This window comes from Chimaeribacter arupi (assembly GCF_002858805.1).
Lineage (GTDB): Bacteria > Pseudomonadota > Gammaproteobacteria > Enterobacterales > Enterobacteriaceae > Chimaeribacter > Chimaeribacter arupi.
On record NZ_PJZI01000009.1, the window covers coordinates 1 to 25,770 of the forward strand.

Annotated in this window: 18 protein-coding genes and 1 tRNA gene; 15 read left to right on the plus strand and 4 right to left on the minus strand. The window is 55.3% G+C overall.

Annotation, left to right across the window (positions count from 1 at the left end; all coding sequences use genetic code 11):
* The first annotated feature begins 83 nt into the window (after window positions 1–83).
* The 14 genes from tssH (at window position 84) to CYR52_RS07160 (ending at window position 21,658) form a co-directional block, all read left to right on the plus strand.
* Complete coding sequence (gene tssH, locus CYR52_RS07095) at window positions 84–2,744, plus strand: type VI secretion system ATPase TssH (RefSeq protein WP_101828277.1); 2,661 nt, start codon at window positions 84–86, stop codon at window positions 2,742–2,744.
* Complete coding sequence (locus CYR52_RS07100) at window positions 2,744–5,116, plus strand: type VI secretion system Vgr family protein (RefSeq protein ID WP_101828278.1); 2,373 nt, start codon at window positions 2,744–2,746, stop codon at window positions 5,114–5,116. Before tssH ends, CYR52_RS07100 begins: the two co-directional genes overlap by 1 nt.
* A 22-nt stretch (window positions 5,117–5,138) precedes the next feature.
* Window positions 5,139–5,408 (plus strand): PAAR domain-containing protein, encoded by a 270-nt coding sequence (locus tag CYR52_RS07105; protein WP_101828279.1) that lies wholly within the window; start codon window positions 5,139–5,141, stop codon window positions 5,406–5,408.
* A 34-nt stretch (window positions 5,409–5,442) separates the two neighbouring features.
* Window positions 5,443–8,208 carry a T6SS effector BTH_I2691 family protein gene (locus tag CYR52_RS07110; RefSeq protein WP_146001326.1) on the plus strand — a complete coding sequence of 922 codons (2,766 nt, stop codon included), beginning with the start codon at window positions 5,443–5,445 and terminating at the stop codon, window positions 8,206–8,208.
* The gene (locus CYR52_RS07115; RefSeq protein WP_101828281.1) at window positions 8,205–9,227 is read left to right on the plus strand and encodes a putative type VI secretion system effector; all 1,023 of its coding nucleotides are present in this window, start codon (window positions 8,205–8,207) and stop codon (window positions 9,225–9,227) included. The genes CYR52_RS07110 and CYR52_RS07115 overlap by 4 nt, the downstream gene beginning before the upstream one ends.
* A 41-nt stretch (window positions 9,228–9,268) precedes the next feature.
* A complete protein-coding gene (locus tag CYR52_RS07120; RefSeq protein ID WP_146001327.1) occupies window positions 9,269–10,252 on the plus strand; it encodes a DUF4123 domain-containing protein in 984 nt (327 codons plus the stop codon).
* Between the two features lie 50 nt (window positions 10,253–10,302).
* The gene (locus CYR52_RS07125; protein WP_146001328.1) at window positions 10,303–11,475 is read left to right on the plus strand and encodes a hypothetical protein; all 1,173 of its coding nucleotides are present in this window, start codon (window positions 10,303–10,305) and stop codon (window positions 11,473–11,475) included.
* Window positions 11,454–14,876, plus strand: coding sequence for an ImcF-related family protein (locus tag CYR52_RS07130; protein WP_420912792.1), 3,423 nt, complete (start codon window positions 11,454–11,456; stop codon window positions 14,874–14,876). Before CYR52_RS07125 ends, CYR52_RS07130 begins: the two co-directional genes overlap by 22 nt.
* A 3-nt stretch (window positions 14,877–14,879) precedes the next feature.
* Window positions 14,880–16,478, plus strand: a complete 1,599-nt coding sequence (tssA, locus tag CYR52_RS07135) for a type VI secretion system protein TssA (protein WP_101828285.1) — start codon at window positions 14,880–14,882, stop codon at window positions 16,476–16,478.
* Window positions 16,479–16,608: 130 nt separating this feature from the next.
* The gene (tssF, locus tag CYR52_RS07140; protein ID WP_101828368.1) at window positions 16,609–18,372 is read left to right on the plus strand and encodes a type VI secretion system baseplate subunit TssF; all 1,764 of its coding nucleotides are present in this window, start codon (window positions 16,609–16,611) and stop codon (window positions 18,370–18,372) included.
* Entirely contained in the window at window positions 18,336–19,418 is a 1,083-nt protein-coding gene (gene tssG, locus CYR52_RS07145) for a type VI secretion system baseplate subunit TssG (protein WP_101828286.1), read from the plus strand. Before tssF ends, tssG begins: the two co-directional genes overlap by 37 nt.
* Window positions 19,396–19,932 carry a type VI secretion system lipoprotein TssJ gene (tssJ, locus tag CYR52_RS07150; protein ID WP_101828287.1) on the plus strand — a complete coding sequence of 179 codons (537 nt, stop codon included), beginning with the start codon at window positions 19,396–19,398 and terminating at the stop codon, window positions 19,930–19,932. Before tssG ends, tssJ begins: the two co-directional genes overlap by 23 nt.
* Window positions 19,932–20,366, plus strand: coding sequence for a type VI secretion system baseplate subunit TssE (gene tssE, locus CYR52_RS07155; RefSeq protein WP_101828288.1), 435 nt, complete (start codon window positions 19,932–19,934; stop codon window positions 20,364–20,366). The genes tssJ and tssE overlap by 1 nt, the downstream gene beginning before the upstream one ends.
* 41 nt (window positions 20,367–20,407) lie before the next feature.
* On the plus strand, window positions 20,408–21,658 hold the full coding sequence (locus CYR52_RS07160; RefSeq protein WP_101828289.1) for a VasL domain-containing protein: 1,251 nt from the start codon (window positions 20,408–20,410) through the stop codon (window positions 21,656–21,658).
* 252 nt (window positions 21,659–21,910) lie between these two features.
* On the opposite strand, the gene CYR52_RS07165 is transcribed toward CYR52_RS07160, so the two are convergent.
* From CYR52_RS07165 to CYR52_RS07175, 3 genes are all read right to left on the minus strand, one after another.
* Window positions 21,911–21,987 (minus strand) — tRNA-Pro (locus tag CYR52_RS07165).
* 78 nt (window positions 21,988–22,065) lie between these two features.
* Window positions 22,066–23,847, minus strand: coding sequence for an LPS biosynthesis-modulating metalloenzyme YejM (yejM, locus tag CYR52_RS07170; protein WP_101828290.1), 1,782 nt, complete (start codon window positions 23,845–23,847; stop codon window positions 22,066–22,068).
* Window positions 23,848–23,871: 24 nt separating this feature from the next.
* A complete protein-coding gene (locus tag CYR52_RS07175; RefSeq protein WP_072933631.1) occupies window positions 23,872–24,099 on the minus strand; it encodes a YejL family protein in 228 nt (75 codons plus the stop codon).
* Between the two features lie 198 nt (window positions 24,100–24,297).
* Here CYR52_RS07175 and yejK point away from each other — a divergent pair, with 198 nt between their 5' ends.
* Window positions 24,298–25,308, plus strand: coding sequence for a nucleoid-associated protein YejK (gene yejK, locus CYR52_RS07180; RefSeq protein ID WP_072933634.1), 1,011 nt, complete (start codon window positions 24,298–24,300; stop codon window positions 25,306–25,308).
* Between the two features lie 96 nt (window positions 25,309–25,404).
* On the opposite strand, the gene rplY is transcribed toward yejK, so the two are convergent.
* Window positions 25,405–25,689, minus strand: a complete 285-nt coding sequence (rplY, locus tag CYR52_RS07185; RefSeq protein ID WP_072933636.1) for a 50S ribosomal protein L25 — start codon at window positions 25,687–25,689, stop codon at window positions 25,405–25,407.
* Window positions 25,690–25,770: the final 81 nt, after the last annotated feature.

The window sequence follows — 25,770 nt, forward strand, 5'->3', positions numbered from 1 at the left end:
CAGCACAACAGTCCCGGGCATCGGCCTTATGCGCTTTGGTTCACAGCGAAGGGCGGTAGCGTGTCTGAAAAGGAGAGAAAATAATGGAACATCAGCAAGCCGTATTACTTCGTCGTTTAAACCCCTATTGCGCCAGGGCGCTGGAGGCGGCGGCCATGCTGTGCCGCACCCGTGCGCACGCTGCCGTGACTGTCGAGCACTGGTTGCTCAAACTGCTGGAGCTGGGCGAGGGCGATATCACGGTGCTGGCGCGCCGTTATGAGTGGGACATGGACGCGCTGTGGCAAAGCCTGCTGGCGCACCTGGATGCGCTGCCGCGCGCGGTGCAGTCCCGTCCGCAGCTTTCGGACGAAGTACAGACGCTGATGCAGGCCGCCTGGCTGAATGCTTCGCTGCAGGACGCTGCAGACACTATCCGCAGCGTGCACCTGCTGGAGGCGCTGCTGGCGCAGCCCATGCTGCTGCGCTGTGAGGGGGCGTGGCCGCTGTTCAGCCTGAGTGCGGCCCAGATTACCCGCCTGAAACCGCTGCTGGATGCGCAGTCTGACGAGCGGCCTGAACGGCAACAGCAGGCGGCCCTGAACCAGACCGCCCCTGTGCTGGAGGATGAGAAGCAAAACGCGGCGGGCAGCACCGGCCACGGGCTGAGCGAGGCGCTGCAGGCCGCACTGGATAAATTTACCCTGGATGTCACGGCAAAAGCGAAAGCCGGGGAGATCGACCCGGTGTTCGGCCGCGACAGCGAAATCCGCCAGATGATTGACATCCTCTCAAGGCGGCGCAAAAACAACCCGATTCTGGTGGGCGAGCCGGGCGTGGGCAAAACCGCGCTGGTCGAAGGGCTGGCGCTGCGCATTGCCGAAGGTGAGGTGCCGGAGAGCCTGAAACCCGTAAGCCTGCGCACGCTGGATCTCGGCCTGTTACAGGCGGGCGCGGGGGTGAAAGGCGAATTTGAGCAGCGGCTGAAAAACGTGATTGATGCAGTGCAGCAGTCGCCGGTGCCGGTGCTGCTGTTTATTGATGAGGCGCACACCCTTATCGGTGCAGGCAATCAGGCGGGCGGCGCGGATGCGGCCAACCTGCTGAAACCGGCGCTGGCGCGGGGCGAGCTGCGCACCATCGCGGCCACCACCTGGAGCGAGTACAAGCAGTATTTTGAGCGCGACGCGGCGCTGGAGCGACGTTTCCAGCGGGTCAGCGTTGAGGAGCCGGATGATGCCGCGGCCTGTTTAATGTTACGCGGACTGAAATCGCGTTATGCGCAGCACCACGGCGTGCATATCCGGGATGCGGCCATCACCGCCGCCGTGACGCTCTCCCGCCGTTTCCTGACCGGGCGCCAGTTGCCTGACAAAGCCGTAGATCTGCTCGACACCGCAGGCGCGCGGGTGCGCATGAGCCTTGACACCCTGCCGGACGCGTTGACGGCCCTTCATGCGGAGCTGGCGGCCCTGCTGCTGGAGCAGCAGGCGATTGAACAGGACCTGCGGCTGATGCCGGACAGCGGCTCAACCCGCCTGCAGGCGATTGAGCAGCGCCGCACGCTGCTGACGACGGAGCAACAGCGGTTGCAACAGCAGTATGATGAAGAGAAAAGCCTGGCCCGGCGCATTATGGCGGCGCGGCAGGAGATAGCCGACGCGGCCCACCTGGCGGCACTGCAGGCAGAGCTGCTGCAAGTGCAGGGCAGTGCGCCGCTGCTGTCGCTGGATGTGGATGTGCGCACCGTGGCCGGCGTGATTGCCGACTGGACCGGCGTGCCGCTCTCAAGCCTGCTGAAAGATGAACAGACCGACCTGCTTCACCTCGAACAGCACCTGGGTGACCGGGTAGTGGGGCAGGATACCGCACTCAGCGGCCTGGCCCAGCGCCTGCGGGCGGCGAAGACCGGCCTGACGCCGGAGAATGGCCCGCTGGGGGTGTTCCTGCTGGTCGGCCCGAGCGGCACCGGGAAAACCGAGACCGCGCTGGCACTGGCGGACAGCCTGTTCGGCGGCGAGAAATCCCTGATTACCATTAACCTCAGCGAATATCAGGAAGCCCATACCGTTTCCCAGCTCAAGGGCTCCCCGCCGGGGTATGTCGGCTACGGCCAGGGCGGCGTGCTGACCGAGGCGGTCCGCAAACGCCCCTACAGTGTGGTGCTGCTGGATGAGGTAGAGAAGGCGCACCGCGACGTGCTGAACCTGTTCTACCAGGTGTTTGACCGCGGCTTTATGCGCGACGGCGAAGGGCGGGAAATCGATTTTCGCCACACAGTGATCCTGATGACCGCCAACCTCGGCAGCGACCTGCTGATGCAGTTGCTTGACGAACAGCCGGACGCCGGCGACGGCGAGCTGCATGAATTGCTGCGCCCGCTGTTGCGTGACCACTTCCAGCCTGCGCTGCTGGCGCGCTTCCAGACGCTGATTTACCGCCCGCTGAGCGCCGCTGCCCTGCGCACTATCGTGGCGATGAAGCTTGCGCAGGTGGCCGGCCGCCTGACCCGGCACTACGGTCTGCACTGCCATATTGAGGAGAGCCTGTATGACACGCTGGTTGCCGCCTGCCTGCTGCCGGACACCGGGGCGCGCAATATCGACAGTCTGCTCAATCAGCAAATTTTACCGGTACTGAGCCAGCAGTTGCTGCAACGCCGCGCCGCGCAGCAGCCCACTACCCACCTGACCCTGGGCTGGGAGGAAACCGAGGGCATTGTGCTGGCGTTTGATGGGGAAGGTATTGATAAGGAAGATGAATAATGAAAAAGAACCCCCCAATATTCTTCGACCACCGCCACCATCTGCTGCGCGTGCGCGGCTGTACCGCGGAGCTGGATATCCTGGGCCTGGCCGCGGAGGAGGCCCTGAGCCGGCCCTTCTGCTACACCCTCACGTTTACCTGCACCGATAAGGCCCTCGACCCCGGCGCCTTTCTGCTGCAGGACGCCACCCTGACCCTGCAGGCCCCGGTTGACCCGGGCAGCGGCATCCGCCTGATGCAGCCGGTGCGGGTAGTGCAGGGCGTGGTGACCCGTTTTACCCGGCTTGCCACCTCGAAAGATGAGAGCCTGTATGCGCTGGCGTTGCAGCCCCGGCTGGCGCTGCTGTCGCGCAGCCGCCAGAACGCCATTTATCAGGATATGTCGGTGCCGCAGATTGTGGAGAAAGTTCTGCGCGAGCGCCATGACATGCGCGGGCAGGACTTTATGTTCACCCTTTCCCACGAGTACCCGCGCCGCGAGCAGGTGATGCAGTATGGTGAGGATGACCTGACCTTTATCTCGCGCCTGCTGGCCGAGGTGGGTATCTGGTTTCACTTTACCCCGGACACCCGGCTGGGCATTGATGTGGTGGCGTTCTGTGACAGCCCGGTCCACTACCAGCCGGGCGTCACGCTGCCGGTGGTGCCGCCCTCGGGCCTGCATGATGAGGGGGTGGAGTCAGTGTGGAGCCTGGTCAGCGCCCATCAGGTGGTGGATAAGTCGGTCAGCACGCAGGACTATAACTACCGGCAGGCCGCGGAGGACCTGCGCGCGCAGGCGGAGGTGGCGTACGGCGAGGTGACGACCTACGGTGAAGCCTACCACTACGCTGATAACTACCTCACCGCCGGCAGTGCCGGACGTGACCCGGAGGCTGAGAGCGGCGCGTTTTATGCCCGTGTCCGCCATGAGCGCTACCTGAATGCCCGGACGCAGCTCACGGCGGTCACCAACTGCGCCGGTATTGCACCGGGGCAGGTACTGACGGTCACCGGCGGCATGGGCGTACCGGAGGCGTTCCGCCAGGGCGTGGTGATTACGGCCCTCACCGCCACGGCCCGCCGGGACAAAAACTTTGAGGTGGAAATCACGGCGATACCCAGCGCGGAGGCGTACGGCTTCCGGCCCCCGAGCATCCCGAAGCCGACGATGGCGGGCACCCTGCCGGCCCGCGTCACCAGCACCCAGCGCAATGACCCCTACGGCCATATCGACAAGCACGGGCGCTATAAAGTCAACCTGCTGTTTGACCGGGCCGGCTGGCCTGCGGGCGAGGAGAGCCTGTGGGTGCGCCAGTCACGCCCCTATGCGGGCGACACTTACGGCCTGCACCTGCCGCTGCTGGCGGGTACCGAGGTGGCGATAGGCTTTGAGGACGGTAACCCCGACCGGCCCTATATCGCGGGCGTCCTGCACGACTCCTCGCACCCGGACCACGTCACTATCCGCAACTACAAGCGCAACGTCTTAAGAACGCCTGCCAACAACAAACTGCGCCTCGATGACACCCGCGGGCAGGAGCACATCAAGCTCTCCACCGACTACGGCGGCAAAAGCCAGCTGAACCTCGGCCATCTGGTCGACAGCGAACGCCAGCCGCGCGGCGAGGGCTTTGAGCTCAGAACCGACAGTTACGGGGCGATACGCGCCGGAAAGGGCCTCTTCATCAGTGCCGATGCGCAACCCAGGGCGCGGGGCAAGGTGCTGGAGATGGAGGCGGCCTTAGCTGAGTTGGAGGCTGCGCGCCAGCTAACGGCAGGGTTAAGGCATGCTGCAGAAGCAGCAGAGGCTGAACTTGCTGACTTAACAAAACAGACAGAGCTGATGAAGATGACTTTAGCGAATCTGAAACAGCGGGCTTTGCTCATGTCGGCACCATCTGGAATTGCCATGGTAACACCGGCAAGTATTCAGTTATCTGCAAAAGAAAATTTAATAGCAACTGCAGGAAGTGACGCGGATTTCAGCATAGTTAAAAAATTCCGAATCGCCGTGGGTGAAGCAATAAGCCTGTTTGCTCACCGGATGGGCATCAAAATGTTTGCGACGGCTGGGAAAATAGAAATTCAGGCACAAAGTGATGCATTAGATTTACTCGCTGAAAAGCAGCTTACCATCGCCAGTCAGAAAAATAAGGTATTAGTCACAGCACAAACAGAACTTCTTCTTAATTGCGGCGGTTCTTATATTCGTCTTAGTGAAGGCGGCATTGAGTTAGGCACAGCTAAGAATGTCACAATGAAATGCATTGTTATACAACGGATGGGCGCGGATACATTGGAAAATGCCGTAAAACTTCCTACAGGATGTAAGCCAGGAATAATTAAAGCTGCACAAGCGCAAGATCCTTTTGTACCCCTATCTTCGTAATTTATCTAATTAGGAAATATTTATGCCGACCAAGAAGCTGGCAGCGTTAGGTGATAAAACCACCTATGGAAGCATTATCTCAGCAACTTCTGCATTTGTTGATGAAGGCAGAGTCATCGCACAATCAGGTGATCTTGCATCATGCAGTAAATGTAAAGGTGCATTTCCTATTAACGGCACTGCCGAAGCCTGGATAGATGAGGGCACGAAACTGGTACAGGATCAAGACCGTGTTTTATGTGGTTGTAACGACCATAACGTTTTTGCACAAACGAAATACTTCAATGGCTGAGCCAGTGGAATAAGCGATGCGTAAGGATTAACTCATGGCTTGTAATAATGAATGTACCTCAACGGGGTTGGCAATTTTACCCGTTCGTTATGCAGTTGTGCCTAAACCTATTACTGCTTCACTGCCCGGGTGGGCTCAAGACCCCACCGTGACAGAGATAAAAGTAGAAAATGATGAGCGGTATGCCTTACGTGCTTTGCGGCAAGGCTATCTGTATCTGTTTTATGAAAAGGGTGCACAGGGGAGTCAGTACTGGCAATGTTTCAGTATTGCCGAGGATGGTTCTCTATGGCGTCAGTATTCAGCAACTAATCCACTGGGAATTACCTCACCTGCTTGTTATTCACAAACGCATGACGGCAGCATGGTAGAGTTTTTTTGTATTGGTTCACCGGAAAAATGTGGTGATGTGTGGCTCGCCTACAGCCAGTTTAAATGGAGTAACACCACGCTGGATCGTTATAAAAATGACAAATCCGCACGTAGTCAACGTATGCAAAAAATTCAGCCGGCCATCTGGGCAAAAAGTCCCACCGGTAAAGGGGTGACAATAGCAACGGCAGAGTCTTTAAAAGCAGTACTGGATTATCAGGATGTCGCTTTTTCTGGCCTGATGCCGGATCAACAATCTGAAGCAAAGCACATCTTAAGTTCAGCACCTAATCTGACTCAAACCGGCTCTCCCACCAATAAATACAGTGTGAATCAGGCCCTGTTGAACAGTTGGTCGACGCTTTATCCCTGGTCTCTAGGGCGCCGGGGGAAACATAGCGTGACGGCTGAAAAGATGAAAAGTCGTTGCGGCGAAGGGTGCTCCCCTATGCTTATCCCCCTGTGGGACGCCGTAGGTATCGCTCATGAACTTAACGGCTGGGGAATGGATGTGCTGGGTCGTCAGGCACAATTTGCATTTGAACGTGATCTTGACCTGAAAACGCATCGGGATCTGGAATTAATACAGGCACTTTTAAGCGATGCAGCCCAAAATAAACTCGACAGGCTTCGCACCCGGATGGGGGAAGGGGCGTTTTATGCCAATCCGGAAACAAGCGCCTTTCGACGAGCCGCTTTGCGTCGACGTTACCAGGATGAGCCGGAACTGCTGCAACAGGCAATGAGTGACTGCGATTTGCTGGAGCAGTGGGGCGCGGAAAATGTTGATGAAGATTATGCAAATGAACTTATCCGCTCTCCTATCGAGCCTCTTGTGCAACACAGAAAAAAGGTCGCACAATTAAAAGAGCAGGTTCAACAGGAGATGGCAGCCAGGGAAAGCGGCTACCAGAAGGCGGGTGACCGGCAGAGAGCAAAAAGCTGGGAACCTTATGCTGCGCTGCTTGATACTGCCCGGCGGGAGGATTTTGTAAAATGCTATCAACAGCTCTGCACCGATATCGCGACAATCTATGAGCAACGAAGCGGCAGCCTGTTAAATTGGCTGGTTGCCCCCTTGTTGATTACCACGCTGGAAGATTTCCACTCTGAAGAGTTCAGCGATGGGCTCAATTATCAAGCTATCGTGACTAAAGCGATTTGCGGCATCGGTAATACGTTGCGTGGGCAAGCATTAATAGAGCGCTGGCGTGACGGGCTGAGCGCTGCCGATTGCACGAATCTATTATGGCGTGCGGTAGCGGCTAACGACCCGGCGATAATCAGTGAGCTGGAGCTGTTATTACAGCAGGCACAGAGTAAAAAAGATGACCATTCACCTATCATACCGGCAACATTGGCACTGGCACTTTCTCAGGCCGGGAATCTGAAGAAATACACAAGTTTTTATCAGAAAGCCAGTAAAGAGCTGGCGAAAGCATTACCTGATGACGCCCACTGGGTGGACAGGCAGCTTTATAAAATAGACGGATTTATGTCGTCAGTCGGTGACCGGGTTTTTAATCTGAAGAATTTTGGCGGCAAGCTGGACAGCTTTAATGAAATGGTGTTTAAAACGATTTTTTCCCTGCGGGCCGGCGTACCGCCTGAACATGTGACAAACCTGCTTAATGCCCAGCTGACAGAGGGGGCAGCCTATCGGGCATCGCTATTACAGGAAATAAAAGCCAGCAAAGGGTTTATGGAGGTGAATCAAGAAAAGATGGCAAAGTATCAGGAAATAACAAAAAGTTGGAATGAATTTTCGGGAAAAGAAGAGGGCAGTGCAGCTATAAAAAACTCCCGTATTGGGCTGGTGATGCTGTTTTTTAACGCCCTGGATTTTGGTTATCTTTACAGCCAAACGAAAGGGGACACTAAAAGCCAGGCGACATTGTTGGCCAGCGGCATGACAATGGTCTATCAGGTTAGTGATATCGTTCTGCCTGCGCTTGAGAAAGGAGAGAGTGCCGGCGCACGGACGATAGGGCTGGTTAAAGGATTGGGTGCTTTTATGGGCGGGGCGGCTTCAGCGATTAGTACATATTTAGATTACTCAAAGGTTAAAGAGGAGTTTAGCAAGAAAAGATTTGGAATGATCTTTTTCTATACATTAAAAACGGGAGTAGATGGATTAGGAACCGTTAAATATGTAGGTATGCTTCTGGGAGCTATAGGGCGGAAAATTATTGAGGAGCGGATTACAGCATTCCTGACCATGCGTATATTGGGAATACGTGTGTTAGCCATCCTCTTGACCTGGGAGTTCGCTGTTGTACTAATTTTTTTGCAAGTGATAATTGCCTGGGTTTCTGATAATGAATTACAAGTCTGGTGCCGGCAATGTTATTTTGGGTCAGAGCCTTTATATCTTGGTTATGATGAACAAGCGGAGCGTTTGAATGCTGCTATTAAGGAAATAGTATGAGAGGGGAGAAGCCGGTAAATTTACGTCAGTTACAGGAAGAAGTTCAAAATAAGAAGGATATGTGGGAGGGAGCACAAAATAGATATCGTAAAAATATCCCCGACGCAACTCTGGAAAGGATTGCGATGAGGGAAGCTGAGTATCAAGAAGCAGCCGCTCGCTTAATGGCACTCCCCCCACCGCCGGTATTACCACCTATTTGCGGACTCTGCAAAATAACCGGGGAACTGGAGGCCTTCAGCCGTCAGCGCTGCGAGGCTGATTTTGAAGTGGATTTCTACCGCACCAACCCTTTGCCCAATGCCGGCGATGCCCAGTGCCTGGCAGGCGGGGCCGCCGCCACGGCAGCAGGCAGCCCGGCCCTGGGGGCACTGCTGGCCTCAGAGGACAAGCCGCTGGTGAGCACCGCGGATTATATTCAGGGCCAGATAAAAGGTATGCCGTTCCGGGGCTGGGTGGGTATGACAGACCTGAAAGCAGGGGATGAGGTAGAGATGGTGGCGGAGTGGCAGACAGACCACTATGAGGTCTATGCCATAGCCTATCCGGCAGAGCGAATCATCTCTGTCTGTCCGCGCTGTGAAATGGGCCGTTATGCCTATGGCTGGTTGCGTGTTAAGTATATGTTAATTTTATTCGCGTTTTTTATGATGCTTTTTTGTCTTGGTATGTCTTCAGTAATTGATGGTGATTATATAACGGCGCTGCGTGAGTTGTTTAATATGCAATATTATGGCGAGTTATGGGTCATTGCTATTGTGGTTTATGCCCTTATTGCAATAGTCATTGCCATCTCCGCTTATAAAGCCTATGCGCCAACCACCTGTAAACTGGCAGAGGATATATTCCGCACCATGGGGTGGGCGTGTCCGGAAAAGATTAATCTAAATAAAACCACCGCAAGACATGAGCGAAAGCTGAAAAGGGCAGGGAAGTGGTATTCCCCTAAATGTAAAGACAAACCCCTGCGGCCTACCAGTAAATGGGCAGGGCAATTTGAGTATTGGTATTATTACTAGGGGTGTTTTTGCCATTATGGATTATTTAATGGAGGTGTAAGTTGTCGTTTGTTTTTTATGATTATAAAGAAGAAAGCATGAAACAACGCGCTGAGGAAATTAAACATGAATTGTCAGAAAAGATTCTCTCTGAGGGGGGGAAGTGCCTGCTGCTGGTAGATCCAACCTTAAAATTCATGTGTGAAGAGAATGAGCTATGGAATAGAATGATAGAAGGGAATGTCTGTCAGGTGAGTTTTGACCATCCTGAGTTGTTTGGTGTTCTTGAGCTCTGGTTAATTCCTGTAAATTTAAACTATAAAGAGGATATTGATTTTTTATATCTAAGTGTAGATGTTGCTCTGAATGAGATTAACCCTGATGCTCTTGAGAAAGGAAAAGGGCGGTTTATTTGTGGCTGGCTAAGCTCCCCAGGTAATATTAAATATATTGTAGAGCATATTTCATCCATCGCCATACAAAAGGTAGCAGGGGAGGGGGAATTTTTATTACGGTTTTTTGATGCCGCTATCATCGGTTTAGTGCTAAACGTACTGGATGAATGGCAGCAATCAAGACTGCTGGGTTCTATTCAACGTTGGTATTATATCGATGGTGATGGGAAGCTAAGCAGTAAAAAAGGGAGTTATACTTATTCCCAACAAATGAGTTATTCCCTTTCATTAAACCCTCAGGCCTGGAAATTGATACAACAAATTCCTAAGATTAATAGTGTGCTGCGAAGATACAGAAAAGAATATCAATATCAGGAAAGATTTAGCGAGCATAAAGCCTGTCTGATGTTACTTACTGCTTTTCATTCGACTCCTGAAGGATTGCTGTTTAACGATGATGATTCCATTCTCTTTGGAATGCATACGCTCACCAAACATCCATTTTTTTATCGGCATAAAGTGATTGAGAATATTTTTCATAAAATGAAACGAGATAAAAATGCGAGCTATTGCTTACTGGTCGATAAAATAACCTCTGATGATTGGAATGTCATTATTAATGAATGCCCGAGTGGAAAAATTAGCAAATAACCTGATATATGTTAATTCGCTTTATCTTGTACGCGAGAAAGGTGGTTTCTATGTGGCCTATTCAAAAATTAACCCTTAAAAAAGAGGTGCCCGCTATACATAAAAAACGCTGGGGGGTGTCATTTGCAATAGTTATCTCTGTAGTTTTATTTTTTTATAAACTAATAGAAGTAATGGCGCTTAGCGATGTTTTTTATGATTCCTGGTGTGCCATATCAATTTTTCTTATCGTATTTTTTTTATTGTTGTTGTCTTTGCGTTGTTATAAATATGGTCTTGACTTAGTGCATCATGAAGCATGGATGAAAGAATCAGAGTTAATTGAGAAGAAATGGAGGGCCTGGGCCAGCAAAAGCCTTTTGATGGTTGACCATGAATTATTATTACCTGGGAAGATTAATAAAACAAAAAAAGTGACAGGCGAGCATCAACCAGTAGTTAAGGGGCAGGAAGTTACATTTAATCCATCCAATATTAATTCCATTACCTACCAAAGTGTTCTGCAAGAATTGCTTTTTGCTCTGCGCGGCCGTTTTCAAGAACTTATACAGTCATTTAACTTTGAAGTGGTTTTTATAAAAAACCCAGACTTAACATCCTGGGATGATTTTAAGCAAAGCTGGAAGTTGATGGGTTTGCCTATAGAAAAATTATCGGGCTATGTTTTTACAGTAGATGCCTATCATAATCAGTTATCGCGGCTATTAGAAAGCCAGCGGTGCACTACTCTGACTATATTAATAAGTATTTGCTTGGTAAGCGAAGGTAATTTGAAGGGTATAAGGACGGAAAGTGGGTGTGTCTTTATTTTTTCTAATGAAGAGGGCGTTGATTTTAAATATAGGGTTTGTAATAGTCGAATATTCAGGCCTTTGTTTGTTAATGAAATGGATGTAAGAAAAGGGTTGAGTGATTTGATTAATTATCAACCTGCTTCAAGCGGCGTTGAAGGGTTTTATTTAAGCAATATAGACGAAGAGAGAAGCGGCGATCTTGTTGTGCAATTAAATGATGCTTTTACATCAAAAAAAACTGGCGGCAAGAGCTATGTAAAAGACATAGATCTTACATCAGGTAATCTGGATGTGTGGGCTGTTATGTCTTTATCTGCATTGTATATAGAAACTAATAAAAAAACAGGGTTGGTTTCTTATGGTGAAAAAAATGGCATCACGTTCAACATTATAACGCCATACAAAGGGTGCGAAGGAGCGGCATTATGATAGGGAAAGGTAATATATGGAGGCTCTCCGGGTTACTCCTTTTTATAACTTTGATTGGGGTGGCTACGGCTTTTTTTTGTTTTTTTTATGCTGGCAGTTGGGGATGGGCTGACGGAAAAGAAAAGCTTAAATTTTGGCTATATATAATGTTGGCTGCTTTACTATTTTTAACATTGTTTTTTACAGGCGTGTCCTTTCAGCAAAGACGCATAAAATGTGTGACTCAAAAAGTCGGTGAGGACTTACATTCCAGTACGCTAACCCATAAACAAACCGACCCTTTAACTTACGATATCAAATCCCATCTCCGCACCCGCTACCACCGGCTCTGGCGTTATAAAGTCCGTTTGCTGTGGGTGATGGGGGAGGAGGCACATATTGCCGCCATCGCCCCCGGCCTTAAGGAAAAACAGTGGCTGGAAGGCGACCGCACGGTGCTGATTTACGGCGGCAGCCCGCGAAATACACTAGATAAAGAGCGCCTGAGTGAGCTGCGCGCACTGCGCCGCAGCCGCCCGTTGGATGGGATCGTGCTGGCGCTCACGCACGACCAGGCGACGCCATCCACGCTGGACACGGCCTTGCGCACCCTGGAGCAGGTTGGTGAATCGCTGCATTACCAACCTGTCGTCTACCTGTGGCAGGTGTGTGATACACCGTGGTCCCAGGATGAACGAGAGGCACAACCCGTGGGGGCGTTGTTCCCCGCGCGCGCCACCCCGGAGATCGTCAGCGAGCAACTCACTGCAATGCTGCCGTTGCTGCGTGAGCAGGGTATGCAACAGGTATGCGACCGCCCCCCACACGATTTTTTGCTGCGTCTTGGTCAGTGCCTTAAAGAAAAACAGATTGCCCACTGGAAGATGCTGCTGACCCCCTGGCTGAAGACGCATCTGAAGCGTGTTCCGCTGCGTGGGCTGATGTTCAGCCTGCCGCTGTCGCAAAAGGAAAACGCGGAAGAGGGGGGGCATGAGCATGCCTGGGGTGCTCCGGCTATCTGGCAGGGTGTGCTGACAGACTGCACCGGTACGCGCGGTGTCTGGGTCGGGTTGCCGTGGCAGCGCACGCTCGGCTTCTCCCTGCTGGGGATAATAGCCCTGTGCGCAGCAGGCAGCCTCATCTCATTTGCGGTGAACCATCAGCAGATGATTTCTGCCGCTGCACAGGCGCAGCAACTGGTACATGCCGTCGTGCTTACTGATGAACACCTTATTGCGATGCATGCGCTGCGTAATGATATCGGGCGTCTGCAACAACGTGAAAAAGAGGGCGCGCCCTGGTATCAGCGCGTTGGCCTGAACCACAACCAGCAGCTCCTGCAGGCACTGTTGCCCTGGTACGGTGCGGCGAATAATCGCCTGATACGTGATGGGTCGGCCCAACGACTGCATGCTGAACTCGACACGCTGGCCGCTCTGCCGCCGGGCAGCCCGCAACGGGCGCAACGGGCAAAACCGGGTTATGACCAGCTTAAAGCCTATCTGATGATGACGCGTCCGGAAAAAGCAGATGCGGCATTTTACATGCAGGTAATGAAAAACGTGGATCCGGCACGTAAAGGCTTGTCGCCCGCCCTCTGGCAAAGCCTTGCCCCCGATCTGTGGGCTTTTTACATGCAGAATTTACCGTCCCAGCCAACCTGGAAAATAACCTCCGATGCCGCGCTGGTGGCCCAGGCCCGGCGGGTGCTGCTGGAACAAATTGGGCAGCGCAATGCGGAAAGCACACTGTATGAAAATATGTTGGTCTCCGTGCGCCGCAACTATGCGGACATGACGCTTGAAGCGATGGCCGGAGATACCGATGCCCGTCGTCTGTTCGCAACACAAGACGTGGTGCCCGGTATGTTTACTCGCCAGGCGTGGGAAGGGGGGATCCAGGAGGCGATTGATAAGGCGGTGGCGTCCCGCCGCGATGAGATTGACTGGGTGCTGAGTGACAACCGCAAATCCGTGTCTGTGGATATCTCGCCCGACGCGTTAAAGAACCGCCTTACCGAACGCTATTTTATTGATTTTGCGGGTGCCTGGCTGGGCTTTCTTAACAGCCTGAGCTGGAACCCGGCGCAAAACCTGTCTGATGTTACCGATCAGCTCACGCTGATGAGTGATGTGCGCCAGTCACCGCTGATTGCCCTGATGAATACACTGGCCTACCAGGGCCAGGCGGGGCGGCAACGCGAGGCACTCTCCGCGTCATTGATGAAATCGGCCAAAGACCTGCTGGGCAAAGAGGAAAAACCCGTCATTGACCAGCGTGCCGCCGGGCCGGCCGGCCCACTGGACAGCACCTTTGGCCCGCTGCTGACGCTGATGGGTAAAAACAGCACGCAAACAGTCATGGCGGCTGACAGTTCCCTCAGCTTACAGACCTACCTCACCCGCGTGACCCGTGTGCGCCTGAAACTTCAGCAGGTGGCTAACGCGCCTGATCCGCAGACAAGAATGCAGCAACTGGCGCAGACGGTGTTCCAGGGCAAAAGTGTTGACCTGACGGACACCCAGGAGTACGGCAGCCTGATTGCGGCCAGCCTTGGTGAGGAATGGAACGGTTTTGGGCAAGCCATGTTTGTTCAACCCTTGTCCCAGGCCTGGGAAACCGTCCTCCAGCCTTCGGCCGCCAGCCTTAACGACGTATGGCAGCGTGCAGTCGTCACTAACTGGGCATCGGCCTTCACCGGGCGCTATCCGTTTGCCGCCGGAAAAACGGACGTCTCGCTGCCGATGCTGGCAGAGTTTATCCGACGGGATACGGGGCGGATAGACCGCTTCCTGACGACGCAATTAGGGGGCGTGCTGCATAAAGAGGGCAGCACGTGGGTAGTGGATGAAACCAGCAGCCAGGGGCTGACCTTTAACCCGGCATTCCTGAAAGCCATCAATCAGCTAAGCCAGTTGTCTGACATTTTGTTTACTGACGGCAGCCAGGGCATCAGCTTTGAAATGCAGGGGGTAGCGATGCCGGGCATCGTGGAGACGCAGCTCACGCTCGACGGCCAGCTACTGCATTATTTTAACCAGTTGCCGGCGTGGCAAAGCCTGCGCTGGCCGGGGGTAATCAATAAACCGGGTGCCATGCTGACCTGGACTGACACCGATGCAGGCGCACGCCTGTTTGCTGATCACAGCGGGGCATGGGGGTTCATTCGCTGGCTTGAGCAAACCCGGCGGGAGAAAGTAGGAGATGGCCTGTACCGGCTGACGCTCATCACACCGGACAACCGGCAGGTGCAATGGTTGCTGCGCACTGCACTGGGCGATGGCCCGCTGGCGTTGCTGAAACTGCGTAACTTTATGCTTCCGGCGGAGATATTCCGTATAGAAACGGCCGCGCTGACGCCGGCTGAGGCAACGCCGGCGGATACGATGTTGCCGGGCATTATTGATACAGAGGAAGAATAACGTATGGCTACACTCAATACCCTGCTTACTGCCTGTCAGTCTCCGGCTGATGTTCTGTTGACGCAGGCCCGGCAACAGCTCCACCTATGGGCGCACTGGCTGAGGCCGGTCACGGCAGAGGCACCCACCGGTGATGACCCCGGCTATGATGATGACTTCCAGCAGATGCGTGAAGAAGTCAATAAACTCACCGGCGCTGATACAGCGCTGGTCTGTGAACTGGCGGAAAAACTGCTTACCACCGTAAGCAAGGATGTGCGCGTCGCGACCTATTACGTCTGGGCAAGGCTGCACCGTGACGGGGAAGCGGGTCTGGCAGAGGGGCTGATGCTGCTGGCCGGGTTAATACACCAGTTTGGTGACAGCCTGCATCCGTTACGCGCCAACAGCCGTAAAGCGGCGCTGGAGTGGCTGGCAGGCAGCAGAATGCTGGACAGCCTGTCACTCTACCCTGAAGTGACAAAAACGGACTTTGAGCGTATTACCAGCGCGTTAACCCTGCTGGAGCAAGGCGTTTCTGCCTGGGATGAGAGCACCCGCCCACGGTTAAGCAGCCTGTATGCCACGCTGGAAAACCGTCTGGCCCAGGCCGGTGGGCTGGAGGCTGTCGTGCCGCAGAACAGCGGGTCTGCTGAGAGTATTCCTGCTCCGTCCCCGGATGCGCCGGCCCTGAAACCGGTCGCATCGGGGCGTGAGTTGCTTGAGCAGGCAAAATTGCTGGCAAACTACCTGCGTGACCAGCCCCAGGGCTGGCTCTCCGGCCACCATTTAATGAAGTGCATCCGTCAGGATACCTTGCACGAATTACCGCCGCTGGATGCAAACGGCCGTACCCGGCTGGTGCCGCCTAAACCGGAGCATCGGGCGCTGCTCAAACGCCTCTGGTTGCAACAGAGTTGGCTGGAGTTACTGGAGCAGGCTGACAGCCTGTTTGCACAGGGCGTCAATCATATCTGGCTGGATTTGCAATGGTATATCCATCAGGCCCTCACCCGGGCAGGTGCGCCGTATGACGCCTGGGCCGATATCATCAAACAGGATTTGCAGGGTTTGCTGACCCGCTTGCCGGGGCTGGAGAGCCTGACCTGGAACGATGGCACTCCCTTTGCTGATGAGGTAACGCTGAACTGGATCAACCAGCATGTGATGGAGCCGCCTGCCGGCTGGGGCGAACAGCACACGGCTTCCGCTGTGGCAGCGGGGGACGACGATATCCTGCAACTGGAAGCAGAGGCGCTGCGGCTGGCCGACAGCGACGGTATTGATGTCGCGCTGAACTGGTTACAGCACCGGCCGGGCACCATCACCCCGCGCCACCGGTGGCTGCTGCGGTTACTGATGGCCCGCGTCACCGAGCAGTACGGTAAAAATGAGATGGCGCTGCACTTGCTGGGTGAGTTGGACGATAACGCGGCCACCCTCACGCTCACGCAATGGGAACCGGAACTGTTGTTCGAGGTTAAAGCCCGCCGCCTGAAACTGCTGCGCATGAAAGCCGGGCGGAATGACACAGACAAAACCCGCCTGAACACGGAAATGGAGAATTTGCTCGCCGGGCTTATCGCCCTCGATCCAGCTCGCGCGGCCGTGTTATGCCTCTGACAAATCAGGATAAAACATTGCCAAAAATGACGGTTTGCTTTACCGGGGAAAAATAGCCTGCTTCGCTACACAACATGCTTTTCTTCATCTTGATACCTCCTATATCACCACTTCGTTGAAAAATAAAAACATGGACGATTTAACCCTGCGTTATTTTGACGCTGAAATGCGCTATCTGCGCGAGGCGGGCGAGGAATTTGCCCGCGCTCATCCTGACCGGGCGGCCGGATTAAATCTGGACAAGGCCGGGGTGCCTGACCCTTATGTGGAGCGGCTGTTTGAAGGCTTTGCCTTTCTGATGGGCCGGCTGCGCGAAAAACTTGATGACGATTTACCCGAGCTTACCGAAGGGCTGGTCAGTATGCTCTGGCCGCACTATCTGCGCACTATTCCGTCACTCTCGATTGTGGAATTTACCCCGGACTGGCAGGAGATGAAGGAGCGCATGCCGGTGGCCCGCGGTTTTGAGGTGCTCTCCCGTCCGCTGGGCGAACGCCAGACCCGTTGTCGCTACACCACCACGCAGAATATCAACTTATTACCGTTGTCGCTGAGCCGGGCAAGTATCAGCACGGAGCCGGATGGCCGGTCGGTTATCCGCCTGCGCATTGAATGTGGGGAACTGGCAGACTGGGACAAAATGTTACTGGGCAACCTGCCGCTTTATCTCAATGCGGATGCACCGCTGGCCTGCGCTCTGCATGAGGCGCTCACCCTGAAGGCTGCCCGGATGTGGATACGGCTTTCGGGCGATACGGATCGCCGGCCACTTGATGGTTATTTCTCTCCGCAGGGATTTGGTGAACAGGACAGCCTGTGGCCCAGAGATGCGGGCAGCTTCAGCGGTTATCAGCTACTGCTGGAATATTTTACCTTCCGCGAAAAGTTTATGTTTGTGACGCTGCGCGGGCTGGAGAGCATTAAATTGCCGGCCGGGCTGCGCTGGTTCGACATTGATATTGTGCTGTCAGAGCGCTGGACGCATGATTTCAGCTTCTCAGAAAAACATCTGCGCCTGCACTGTGTGCCGGTAATTAACCTGTTTACGCTGGAATCTGACCCGTTGCGCCTGGACTCGTTGCAGACTGACTACCTGCTGCGCCCGATGCGGGTGCAGGACGGTCATACTGAAATTTACTCTGTGGACTCCGTGATCTCTTCACGCCAGACCGGGCATCAGGTATATGTCCCGTTTTCCAGTTTTCGCCACAAAGGCGGGATGCTGCGCCATGACGCACCGGAATACTACTACCATACCCGCGTGAAACGCGGCCCGTCCGGGCTGCATGATACCTGGCTGGTGCTGGGCGGTGAGGCCTTTGATAACCACACGGTGCCGGAGAATGAGAGCCTGAGCCTGAACCTGACCGGCACCAACGGCCAGCTGCCACGCAAAACGCTGCAAAGTGCTGTGCTGGACACGGTAGTGAAGACAATGGCGATTGATGTGCGGGTGCGTAACCTCTGCGCACCGACGCTGCCGTGTTATCCGCCAAACCGTGACCGTTTCCACTGGCGGGTACTGAGCCATCTGGGCAGCAGCTTTATGTGGATGATGGATAACGCTGAGGTATTGCGCGGCACGTTGGCTCTGTATGACTGGACAGAGAATGAAATGAACCGGCGCAGGCTGGCCGCCATTATCGACGTGAGACACAGCGAAATTGAACGCTTTGAGCAGGGGCATCTGTTACGCGGCGTGCAGATTGAGGTGACGCTCGACAGCCACGGTTTTTCCGGCCACGGTGATATCTGCCTGTTTGGTGAGATGCTCAGCCGTTTCTTTGCCCTCTATACCGATATCCACTTATTTAACCGCCTGATCATTATTCTTCAGCCAACCGGGGAGCGCCTTGAATGGGAAGAGAACCACAACCGACGTATCCCCGGCTGAACCTGCGGCTGGCGAAAGAGATCGGGCGCATCAACTTTTACCGCTTCTGCCAGTTACTGGAAAAAGGGGCACCGGCCCGGCCACCGCTCGGCAGCAGTATCCATCCGGCGGATGATCCGGTTCGCTTCCGGCCTCACCCAGGGATGGGGTTCCCGGTCAGCGAACTGAAAACGGTGGAGTACGATGATGAGCCGGATGCCCCGCCGACCGTACGTACGACCTTCCTGGGGCTGTATGGCGTGGATTCCCCGTTGCCGACCCCCTATCTCGACGACATTACGCAACGTCGGGAAGGGCATGAGGCGCTGGAGGGATTTCTCGATATCTTCAACCACCGCATCCTGACACAGTTTTACCGGATCTGGCGGAAGCACGCCTACCCGGCCAATTTCGAGGCAGGCGGAAAGGATGCGGTTTCTCAGAGCCTGTTAGGGCTTATTGGCCTGGGTATCCCCGGTACCGATAAGCATGTTGCCACGCCGGTATCCCGTTTTCTGGCGCTTCTGGGCGTTATGCGTCGCCAGGCCCGCACGGCAGAGGGTGTGCAGGCACTGGTAGCGCTGCTCGCCCCGCAAACCCGCGCAGTCGTGACCCCGCATTGCCTGCGTCCGGTCGCGATGGATCGGCCAATAGGTTTTTATGAAGGCGAGGGCTTTTTGCTGGACGGGTATACCGTGCTGGGAGAGGAGGCCACAGAGGCCAACAGCCAGTTGCTGATTGCGTTGTTGACTGAAGACGCACAGGAGGCGCGGGCCTGGCTGCCGGATGGGCCGCTCTACGGCGATTTTCAGGTATTGCTGCGGGTTTATCTGGGCTGGCGCTATAGCGCGCGGATCACGCTGACCGTGCCCACCCCGCTGCTGCCTGAGCCGGTGCTGGGGCAAGAAGATTTTTTGCTGGGGCTGACCGGTGTGCTGGGTGTTGATGATGAGCACCTGGCACATGCCATACCCAGGGAGTTTACCGTGGTGCCGGGCCATTATTGTGGGTTGCCGCGGGCCGTTACAATGAAAGGAAACCGACGTGTTACATATCGCTTCAATTAACCGATTTTCATTGCTGTTGCTGCCGGTACTGTTGACCGGTTGTGGCTTGACGCAGAGCCTTACCGAGGGGACGGCCTCCGCTGCAAACGCTATTTTCTATCAACAGGTGAACACGCTGCGCCTCGATTTTACCGCCCGGGAAGCGCTGAATACCGATGCGCGGGAAAGCGGCTCGTTGTCTGAACCCTTGATGATCCGCGTATACCAACTGAGAGACCGTAAAGCCTTTGATAAAACGGTCTACGAACAATTGGTGAGCGGCGGTGAGGGGGCATTAGGCGAAACATTGCTGGCATCCCGTGAGGTCATAGTCAAACCCGGCGGTGATGCAAACCTCACCATGCCAATGGACAAGCAGGCGCAGTATGTGGCCGTGGTGGGGCTATTCCGCCATCCCGACCGGGAGAAAAACCATTGGAAACAAGTGCTGACGCGTGATGACCTCGATCCGGATGACCCCCGTATCACTGTGCCGGGCAGTAACAGCCTGACCCTGCTGCCGGAGAAAAATTAGTGAACACATACAACGGCCCCTCACTCTATGAAACCCTGCTCGGCAATTTTTCGGGCGGGCTCGATCTTCATCAGGTCAGTGAAGAGAATCAGGTCATTCTTTCGGTGCTCGACAATATGCAGCGCATCCTGAACTGCCGCGCAGGCACATTGAGCCATCTGCCGGATTATGGCCTGCCGGATATGAGCAAAATCCTGCAGGGGATGCCGGGCACCGCGCACCAGTTGATGGATACCCTCTCAAGGGTGTTGCTGAAGTATGAACCGCGGCTGAAAAAGCTGTCGGTGTCGATGTTAACGCAGACTGTGCCCGGCCATCTGGAGTACGCCATTGACGCGGAGCTGAAAGGGCTGGGGCTTGTGCGCTACGGCACGGCGTTTATGCCGGAAGGGCGGGTGCTGATGCGTCACCTTACACAGCAGCAGTACCTTTAACCAGGGAGACTGATGACTCATCGTTCAGGGAAGGCACTTTTATGACACACAACAGTGAACGCCTGTTAAAAGCAGGCGGCGACCCGCGGGCGCTGGCGGATTTTGGCGCACTGCGTGAGGAAGTCAACAAGCTAACGCATCCGGCGCGTCCGGATGTGAACTGGGATCGGGTGGAACAACTCAGCCTGTCGCTGTTCCGGCAGAACGGGATTGAACTGCAAACCGTGGCCTGGTATACGCTGGCCCGCACTCATCTGGCCGGGATACTCGGCCTGAACGAGGGGCTGGCGATGCTGGAGGCATTAATTATCCACCAGTGGAATGTGTTATGGCCGCAACCTGCGCCTGCACGTAGACACATACTCACCGGGCTAAGCCAGCGGTTACAGACGGTCGTGCGGATGCTGAACCTGACATGCCGTGAATTGCCGCTGATTTACCGGGCAGAACAGCATCTCAAAGCACTCCAGGCGCAGCTGCAACGGCTGGCGTTGAAAGAGGCCGGCCAGTGGGGTGAATTGTCGGCTTTTATGCATAACGCCGCCGCCCGGCTGGAAGAGAGGGCGGTGTATAAAGAACCGATTGCCGAACCGTTATCGGCTCAAGCCCGCGTGATCAGGGCAGAGACACCGGCCTCTGCCTGTGCGGCCCGGCAGGTACCGGCAAGCCCCGGCTTAAAAACCGGTGCGCCGGTGAAACCTGGTTGGCCGTGGAAAAGCTTTGCGGCAGGCGCGCTGACCACATTAGTCATGGGTGGGGCGGCGCTATGGGGCTGGCACTACACGCATCCACCGATGACGCCGTTGCCGGTCGCAGCCAGTGAGCAGGCGCTGGTGGAGTTAGGGCGGCAGTCACCCTTATGGTTGCAGTATTACGGTTTTGCGTTAGCCGCGCAGGCGTTGCCGTCAGAAACCGGTGCGCTCAACGCGCAGTGGCAGCAGCATATCGCCGCCAATGCGTTACCGTTGGAGGCATTGTCTGGCTGGCATCAGGGAATGGCGGGGCTGCGGGCATTAACGGCGCGGTTGGATGCATTAGACGAACGGAAAGGGAAATACCTGACCGGATCAGAGCTGAAGTCGATGGTGTTTGCCATCACGCAGCATTTTTCGCGTGCCGTACCGGTCGAGGAACAATTGTATAACCTGGCACAGACGCCCCCGGGTGAGCCATTGCCGGCTATTCAGGCTTCGCAAACTGATATGCATCTGCATCAGTTACTTAACCGCTATATGCTGCTAAAACAGCATGCCGAGTCAGCAGGGGCAGAGTCATCAGGGACAGCGCCATAAAATGCCGGGCGTTTTTTGGCATACCAGGCACAGGGAGGGAACAGCACTGCTTTCCCATCCGCCTGTTATCGCAGGATGGGACTACGCCACGATGGGACTACGCGCGCATAGTCCCAAATGGAGTCCCAAACCATCGGGCTGAAACAGGGGCATACCGGCAAATACCGGGCAACAAAAAACCCGCAAACTCAGAGAGGATGCGGGTTTTTTGTTGGGGTTCTGTCAGTAACCGGTACTGCCAGAAGAGATTGTTGGTCGGCATGAGAGGATTCGAACCTCCGACCCCCGACACCCCATGACGGTGCGCTACCAGGCTGCGCTACATGCCGACGCTATGGGCCACTATACTACCGTTTCCCGTTCCGAATGCAAGCGCTCAGCCCAATGACTGCTTTAGTTTTAAACAGTTAGTCAGCGATAAAGCGTTTTTCGTCGGTCAGCACCTGCAACAGCAGGGCCAGTTGCGGCTTCTGATTTTTGATCTCCCGGCCGTCAACGTCATAGACCCGGTAATCGCCGCCGGCATCCAGCAACAGTGTCTGGCCAGGTGTGGTGACCCACAGATTCCCGCTGTCACCGGTAGTGACCCAGGCATGGCGGCGACGGGCAGCAAACAGATCCTCACCTTGCGAGTAGTCAGCCACCGCCGTTTGCACATGTAACAGGCGTTGCATCAGCGTCGCCATCACATCCGCATGGCTGGTGAGCTTACTGATGCTCTGCGCCGGGGTGCCCGGCCAGTGGACAATCAGCGGCACCTGCAACTGCTGGCGGTTATACCCGTTGTTCAACCGGCCTTTGTCGTTAAACGCAACGCCATGGCTGCCGGTGATCACCACCACCGTTTTAGCGAGTTCCCCGCGGCTACGCAGGCTCTCCAGCACCGCCGCGATCTGCTGATCCATCTGCAACGCCGCGTTGTGGTACTGCTGGGCGAGGGCAGGGCCGCTCAGTGGCTTACCCGCGCGGGGCGTGTTTAACGCCTGGCTGATGCCGTTAAAACTGAGGTAAGAGAACCACGGCGCATGGTCGCTGCGGCTCTCCAGCCACTGTTGCCATTGCTGGCGCGTCTGGCTGTCGCTCTGTTTTAACGCCGGGGGCAGGGAAAAGTCTGCCAGCAGCGCCTGGCGGTACAGCACGCTGTTAAAGCCATCTGACGAGAACAGGCCAAACTGGTAACCCTGGCTGCTCAGCGCATTAATCAGGGCGCTGGGTTTACGCGCTGACAGGATCCCGTCCATATAAGTGGGTGAAATCCCGTAAAACAGGCCAAACAGGCCACTGTCACTGCGGCTGCCCGCGCTGTAGTGCTGGGTAAAACGGGCGTTTTCCTGGGCGAAACGGTCAACTTCCGGCATGGTCTGCGCCAGGTCTTCTGCCCGGAAGCCGTCTACCACAATCATCAACAGATTGTAGCCGCTGCCGCTGTCACGGAAGCTCACCTCATTCAGCGGATACTCCACCGCCAGCGCCTCCGGTTTGCCCTGTTCAGCCACCCGGCGCTGATAGGCCTGCGCATCCAGCATCCCATGTTTTTCCAGGAACTTGCGCGCCGTCATCGGGTAGGAGAGCGGCAGGTTGGCCCGCTGCATGGTGATCGGCCGGTAGAAATTGGCATCCGCCCAGATATAAAGCAGGTGTGAGCTGAAGAAGCTGGCAATAAACAACGCCGCCAGCGGCTTGCCGAAACTGCGCCGGTTAAGGCTGCGCAGTTTTTGCCAGGCCCAGGTGCCGAACAGCATCTCCACCAGGAAAATCACCGGCACGCTGATAAACATCAGCTGCCAGTCACGGGCCAGCTCGCCCTGTTCCGGGTTGACCACCAGTTCCCAGACCACCGGGTTAAGGTGCAGGTGGAAACGGGTAAACACCTCGCTGTCCACCAGCAACAGCGTCATCCCGGCGGTCGCCAGCGCCGCCGAGATAAACCTCAACAGCCGCTGGGACATCACCACAAAGGTGAGCGGGAAGATAATCAGCAGGTAAGCGGCAAAGCCGATAAAGCTGAAATGGCCCAGCAGGCTGGCGAACGCGTAAACCCGGCCGGTCAGCGAGGCGGGCCAGTCAGAAACAAACAGGTAGCGGCTGCCCAGCCCCAGACAGAGCAGGATATTGAACAGCGCGAACCAGTGCCCCCAGCTGATCATCTGGGAGACTTTTTCGCGATAGCGCTGGCTATTCTTCACCATACAGGGTTCAGGGCGGCTGTAAGCTTAATGGGCTTTATCTTCGCGGACTGAAGCCTGTAACGCATCAGCAAAGGAGCGCGCCAGGTGTTTGCGCTGTGCGGGCGCCACGCTGGTATTCAGCAGGTTGGTTACCATATTGCCCAACACCATCAGGGAAAGATCGGTCGGGGCATGGTGTTTCTCAAGAACGCTTACCAGCTCGGCAAGCAGTTGTTCGACGTGTTCGTCGCTGTAACGGGATGATTGTGGCATAGTTTACTGTGCTTCTCGGCCTGACAAAGTCCAATATCTTAACGTATAGGCGCGTGACTTTCCCCACTTTTATAACATTAAGCCGCCAAAGCCGGGAAGCCCTTCTCAGGCTGCCGCTTTTAAGTTGCAGCCGGCCGCCTTCAGTGTTTGAATACGCGCCGCACGGGGGTTGCCCCGATCAAGACAGGAGAATGTACCATGAGTCTGGATATCGGCCAGATCGCCTTACACCAGTTGATCAAACGGGACGAGCAGACACTCGAGGTGGTACTGCGCGACTCCCTGCTGACCACCAACGCCGCGGTCGATGAGATGATGGCGGAACTGCACCGCGTCTACAGCGCCAAGAGCAAGGCGTATGGCCTGTTCAATGCACAAAGCGAACTGGCGGACGCGCTGCGCAGTTGCCGCAAGGGCGACGAGACGTTCCTGGCCTTTACCCGCGCGGCAACCGGCCGCCTGCGGGACGAGCTGGCCAAATACCCGTTTGCCGAGGGCGGCGTGGTGCTGTTCTGCCAGTACCGTTACCTGGCGGTGGAGTATTTACTGATTTCGGTGCTGAGCAACTGCCCGAGTATGCGGGTGAATGAGCAGCTGGACATCAGCAGCACCCACTATCTCGACATCAACCACGCGGATATCGTGGCACGCATTGACCTGACCGAATGGGAAACCAATCCGGAGTCTGCCCGTTACCTGACGTTCCTGAAAGGCCGGGTAGGGCGCAAAGTCTCGGATTTCTTTATGGATTTCCTTGGCGCAGCAGAAGGCCTGGATACCAAGGCACAAAACCGTGGCCTGTTGCAGGCGGTGGATGATTACTGTGCAGAGGGGCAGCTCGACAAGAACGAGCGCCAGGCCTATCGTCAGCAGGTGTACAGCTACTGCAACGAGCAGTTGCAGGCCGGGGAAGAGATTGCCCTGACCGAGCTGGCACAGGCGTTGCCGCCGATTGGCGAACGTGATTTCAAACAGTTCTCCAGTGAGGAAGGCTACCAGCTGGAAGAGAGTTTCCCGGCGGATCGCAGCACCTTGCGCCAGCTCACCAAATTTGCCGGCAGCGGCGGCGGCCTGAGCATCAATTTTGATGCCTTGCTGATGGGGGAGCGTATTTTCTGGGATCCGGCCACGGACACGTTGACCATCAAAGGCACACCGCCGAACCTGCGCGACCAGTTGCAGCGCCGGTTGAGCAACGGCGAGAAATAAGCCCGCCCGGCCAATGCCGGGCAATAAAAAACGCCGCAATTGCGGCGTTTTTTATTGGCGGTTGCCCCAGCGTCCCAGGGCCATCACTCGGTCGGCTTACGCGCGAACGAAGTCGATGTGAGCCAGTTTCGGCTTGAACGGGTGACGCTGTACAGCCTGAACTTTTACTTTGGTCTCTTTACCGTCGATAACCAGAGTAACGATGTCGCTATAAAATTCAGCTTTCACTTCCATGTTCTTCACGGAATCATGGTCCAGCTCGATAGCGATCGGTGCTTCAGTACCGCCGTATACGATTGCCGGGAATTTGTTAGCTGCGCGCAGGCGGCGGCTCGCACCCTTACCCTGCTCTTTACGAGTTTCTACATTGATAGTGAACATTGTTTTTTCTCTTTAAGAAAATTAACCCTGCTACAGGCGACCCAGCAACAGGTTGGATATTTCAGCTTTATGTCCGGTTAT